The 4,614-nt window shown below is 68.0% G+C and carries 3 protein-coding genes; 2 read left to right on the top strand and 1 reads right to left on the bottom strand.

Annotated features, from left to right (window positions below; all coding sequences use genetic code 11):
- The first annotated feature begins 38 nt into the window (after nucleotides 1-38).
- Complete coding sequence (locus AB1634_18725; GenBank protein ID MEW6221548.1) at nucleotides 39-1,523, top strand: DUF294 nucleotidyltransferase-like domain-containing protein; 1,485 nt, start codon at nucleotides 39-41, stop codon at nucleotides 1,521-1,523.
- Between the two features lie 166 nt (nucleotides 1,524-1,689).
- Nucleotides 1,690-3,663: an acetate--CoA ligase gene (gene acs, locus AB1634_18720; protein ID MEW6221547.1), complete on the top strand. Its 1,974-nt coding sequence runs from the start codon at nucleotides 1,690-1,692 to the stop codon at nucleotides 3,661-3,663.
- Between the two features lie 145 nt (nucleotides 3,664-3,808).
- On the opposite strand, the gene AB1634_18715 is transcribed toward acs, so the two are convergent.
- Nucleotides 3,809-4,614 (bottom strand): hypothetical protein (locus AB1634_18715; protein MEW6221546.1); only part of this gene is annotated, 806 nt, incomplete at its 5' end.

The raw sequence follows: 4,614 nt of genomic DNA, 5'->3' as shown, positions 1-4,614 counted from the left end.
TCCTCCTTTGAGCCCTTTCCCGGAGGCCAGCCGCAGCCATGCCCCCAGACAACGGCCACCGAGGCCTCCTCGACAGCGGCGGTGACAAGCTGCTCTTCACCACCCCCATCCGGGAGGTGCTCCAGAAGGCGGTGATCACCGCCCCGGCCGCCGCCTCCATCCGGGAGGCCGCCGGTGTCATGGCCCGCCACCGGATCAGCTCCCTGGTGCTGGTGGATGGCGCCGGGACGCCCGCCGGCATGGTCACCGACCGGGACCTGCGGGACAAGGTGGCGGCCCAGGGCCGGGACGTGGACACCGGCGTCGGCGGCATCATGAGCACCAACCTGCGCTGCATCGAGGCCAGCCAGTACTGCTTCGAGGCGGTGCTCAAGATGATCCAGGAGAACATCCACCATCTCCTGGTCATGGACCAGGGCCGCCTCGCCGGCATCATCACCAACCACGATCTGATGATGGTCCAGGGCACCTCGCCCATCGCCATCGTCCGGGAGATCGAGGTGCAAAGCTCCATCGCCGGCCTGGTGCCGGCGGCGGAAAAGGTCAATCGCATCATCGGCCTCTTGGCCAAGGAAGGGGCCCGGGCCAGCAACATCATGCGCATCATCACCGAGATCAACGATCGGCTGGTGAAAAAGGTGCTCCAGATCACCGAGCGCGCCCTGGGGCCGCCTCCCCTCCCCTACTGCTGGATCGGCTTTGGCAGCGAAGGCCGCCAGGAGCAGACCTTCAGGACCGACCAGGACAATGCCCTGGTCCTGGCTGACGCCGCCTCCCCCCAGGAGGCCGGCGCGGCGGCGGTCTATTTCGAGACCTTCAGCCTGGCGGTGCGGGATGCCCTGGCTCTGTGCGGCTTTCCCTTGTGCACCGGCGGCTACATGGCCGCCAACCCGCAATGGCGCCAGCCGCTGGCCGTCTGGAAGGATCTCTTTTCCCGCTGGCTCAGCACCCCAACCCCGGAGGCCCTCCTGCGGTCGGTCATCTTCTTCGATTTCCGGCCGCTGGCCGGCGAAATCGCCCTGGGCGCGCAGCTTCGGGCGCACCTGGCCGCGGCGCTGCCGGGTCGGGACATGTTCTTCAAGCATCTGGCCGAGATGACGGCGCGGCTCAGGCCGCCTCTCAATCTGTGGAAGGGCTTCATCCTGGAGAAGACCGGCACCCACAAGGGCATGCTGAACCTCAAGGTCAAATGTCTGGCCCCGCTCATCGATATCGTGCGCCTGTTCAGCCTGGAGAAGGCGCTCCCCCAGACCGGTACCCTGGAGCGCCTCGCCGCCTTGCGGCCCATCCACCAGACCGCCGCCGACTATGGGGACGAACTGGCGCAGGCCTTCGAATTCCTGTCCCTGCTGCGCATCCGCCAGCAGCTGGCCGCCATCGAGGTGGGGACGGCGCCGGACAACTACATCAATCCCTACCGGCTGTCCATGCTGGAAAGGCGCCTGCTCCGGGAGGCCTGCGAGATCATCAGCCGGGTGCAGGACTCCATCGTCAAACGCTACCGTCCCGGCACCACGATGTGAGGGGCCAAGGCCACAGTTCTTGTTTTCGCCGCGCTGTTCACGCTACCATCAACGCCGGGCCGGCGGCAGGTGCGCCGGCCCGGGCTCTTCGCCGCCACGAGATTGTATGGCTGGCGTCCCGCTTTCGGCCGCTGGCCCCTAACCCTGAACACGCAAGGAGGACGCAATGGCAGAAAAGGAGATCTCCGTTCTTCTGGACGAGCACCGGGTCTTCCCGGCCCCGGCCGAGTTCGCCCAGCAGGCACACATCAGCTCCCTGGCCCAGTACGAGGCCATGTACCGGCGCTCCGTGGAGGATCCGGAGGGCTTCTGGGGCGAGATGGCCGACCAGTACCTCACCTGGTTCAGGAAGTGGGACCGGGTTTTGGACTACACCTTCGAGAAGCCGTCCATCAGCTGGTTCAAGGGCGGCCAGCTCAATGCCTGCTACAACTGCATCGACCGCCACCTGGACGGCGAGCGCCGCAACAAGGCCGCCATCATCTGGGAAGCGGACGACGGCTCCTACCGGACCTACACCTACCAGCAGCTCCATTACGAGATTTCCCGGTTCGCCAATGTGCTCAAGAAGCAGGGGGTGAAGAAGGGCGACCGGGTCAGCATCTACATGCCGATGATCCCGGAGCTGCCCATCGCCATGCTGGCCTGTGCCCGGATCGGCGCCATCCACTCCATCGTCTTCGGTGGTTTTTCCGCCAATGCCCTCCGGGACCGGATCAACGACTGCGGCGCCTCGCTGCTCATCACCTCGGACGAGGGCGTGCGGGGTGGTCGCAAGGTGCCCATGAAGGTCAATGCCGACCGGGCCCTGGAGGAATGCCCCTCGGTGCAGAAGGTGCTGGTGGCCAAGCGGGGCTCCGGCGACGTGCCGATGAAGGACGGCCGGGACCTGTGGTGGCACCAGGAGGTGGCGGCGCCGGATATCAGCGCCCAGTGTCCGCCCGAGGTCATGGATGCCGAGGATCCCCTGTTCATCCTCTACACCTCCGGCTCCACCGGCAAGCCCAAGGGCGTGCTCCACACCACCGGCGGCTATTGCCTGTACACCAACATGACCTTCCGCTGGATCTTCGACTACCACGAGAAGGAAACCTTCTTCTGCACCGCGGACATCGGCTGGGTCACCGGCCACAGCTACATCGTCTACGGCCCGCTGTCCGCCGGCGCCACCTCCCTGCTCTTCGAGGGCGTGCCCACCTATCCGGACCCGGGCCGCTTCTGGGCGATCTGTGACAAGCACCAGGTGAGCACCATCTACACGGCGCCCACCGTCATCCGGTCGCTGATGCGGGAGGGGGAGAAATGGGTGCACCAGCACCGGCTGACCTCCCTGAAGCTCCTGGGCACCGTAGGCGAGCCCATCAACCCCGAGGCCTGGATCTGGTACCACACCCATGTGGGCAAGGGGAAGCTGCCCATCGTCGACACCTGGTGGCAGACCGAGACCGGCGGCATCCTGATCTCCCCCTTGCCGGGCGCCATGACCTTGAAGCCCGGCTCGGCGCTGCGGCCCTTCTTCGGCGTGGTGCCGGCGGTGCTCCGCCAGGACGGCACGCCGGCGGCCAGCGACGAGGGCGGGCATCTGGTGATCGAGAAGCCCTGGCCGGGCATGATCCGCGGCACTTACGGGGATGTGGACCAGAAGCGGGTGAAAGAGGTCTACTTCAGCCAGCATCCGGGCAAATACTTCTCCGGTGACGGCGCCCGCATCGACCGGGACGGCGACTACTGGATCATGGGCCGCATCGACGATGTCATCAACGTCTCCGGCCACCGGATGGGCACGGCGGAGATCGAAAGCGCCCTGGTCAGCCACGAGTCGGTAGCCGAGGCCGCGGTGGTGGGCTTTCCCCACGACATCAAGGGCGAGGGCATCTACGTCTACGTCACCCTCAAGGAGGGCATCGAGCCCACGGACGAGCTGGCCAAGATCCTCCGGGGCCACGTTCGGACGATGATTGGCCCCATCGCCACCCCGGACAAGATGCAGTTCTCGCCCGGCCTGCCCAAGACCAGAAGCGGCAAGATCATGCGCCGCATCCTGCGCAAGATCGCCAAGGGCGATGTCTCCGACCTGGGCGACACCAGCACCCTGGCCGATCCAACCGTGGTGGACAGCCTGGTGACCAACCGGGTCTGAGACCGCCCGGGAAGCACCAAGGCCCCCAGCCGGCACCAAGCCGGCCGGGGGCCTCTTTTTTCCGCCGGGCACCGCCGCCCGCCGCTCACCCGTAGGGGCAGCCCGGCGAGGCCAATGGACATGCGCGCCCACCGGCGCTGCCCCCCTACACCTCCGGCGGACGGGATATCTCCTGCCCGGCGGGCCGGGATCCCCGCCCCTGCAGCCAGCGGCCCAGGGCCACCGAGCCCACCACCGCCACCACGCCGAAGGAGAAGACGCTGGCCACGAGCGGCAGACCGTGGCTGCGCAGGAGGTCCAGGGCCACCACCCGCAAGGCGCCGGCCAGCGCCAGGCCGACCCCGACCGCCAGGAGCTCGCCATGCCGGCGGCGGGCCCCCAGGACGAGGAGAAGGATGGCGCCGGTGTTGACCAGGATCGTCTGGCTGCAGCCAAAGACGCCGGCGAAATCGGCGGCGGCCGGATCCAAAAAGAGCGCCAGCCCCAGACGGCCGGCGGCAAAGGCGCCGGCCAGGCCGGCCAGCAGCACGGCCAGGGCGGAGCGGTCCTCGTTGTCCAGCCAGCCGAAACAGGCGGAGGTGCGGGGCGGCGGCTGCCGCCGGCACCAGGAAAAGTGGCCGAGGGCCAGGACCGCCACCATGGCGCCTGCGGCCAAGCCGGCCCAGGGCTGCCGGGACGGCACGACAAAGGCGCCCCCCAGGGTGCCGGCGAGAACAGCCGCCACCTGCAGGCCGTAGCTGGTGGCACGCACACCACCGCTGTCCCAGAGCCTGGCTGCGGCCATGAGGCCTGCGGCCATCAGCGACCAGATCGGCACCGCCCACACCACGCCTCCCAGGACCTCGGGCAGACCCACCAGGGTCAGGCAGACACCGGCCGCCACAAAGGCGTTGGTGCCGGGTGCGCCAACCAGCTGGCGGCGGCCGAGCCAGGCGGCCAGCCCGAACAAGA

This window comes from Thermodesulfobacteriota bacterium (genome assembly GCA_040755095.1).
In the GTDB taxonomy this organism is placed as follows: Bacteria; Desulfobacterota; Desulfobulbia; order Desulfobulbales; family JBFMBH01; genus JBFMBH01.
The sequence above is the reverse complement of the archived record's forward strand: the minus strand, read 5'-3'. Positions and strand labels throughout refer to the sequence as shown.

What these genes read in the sequence shown, in the direction of transcription:
- acs (MEW6221547.1), top strand. Translation starts at nt 1,690, where the DNA reads ATGGCAGAAAAGGAGATCTCCGTTCTTCTGGACGAGCACCGGGTCTTC.
- AB1634_18725 (MEW6221548.1), top strand. Translation starts at nt 39, where the DNA reads ATGCCCCCAGACAACGGCCACCGAGGCCTCCTCGACAGCGGCGGTGAC.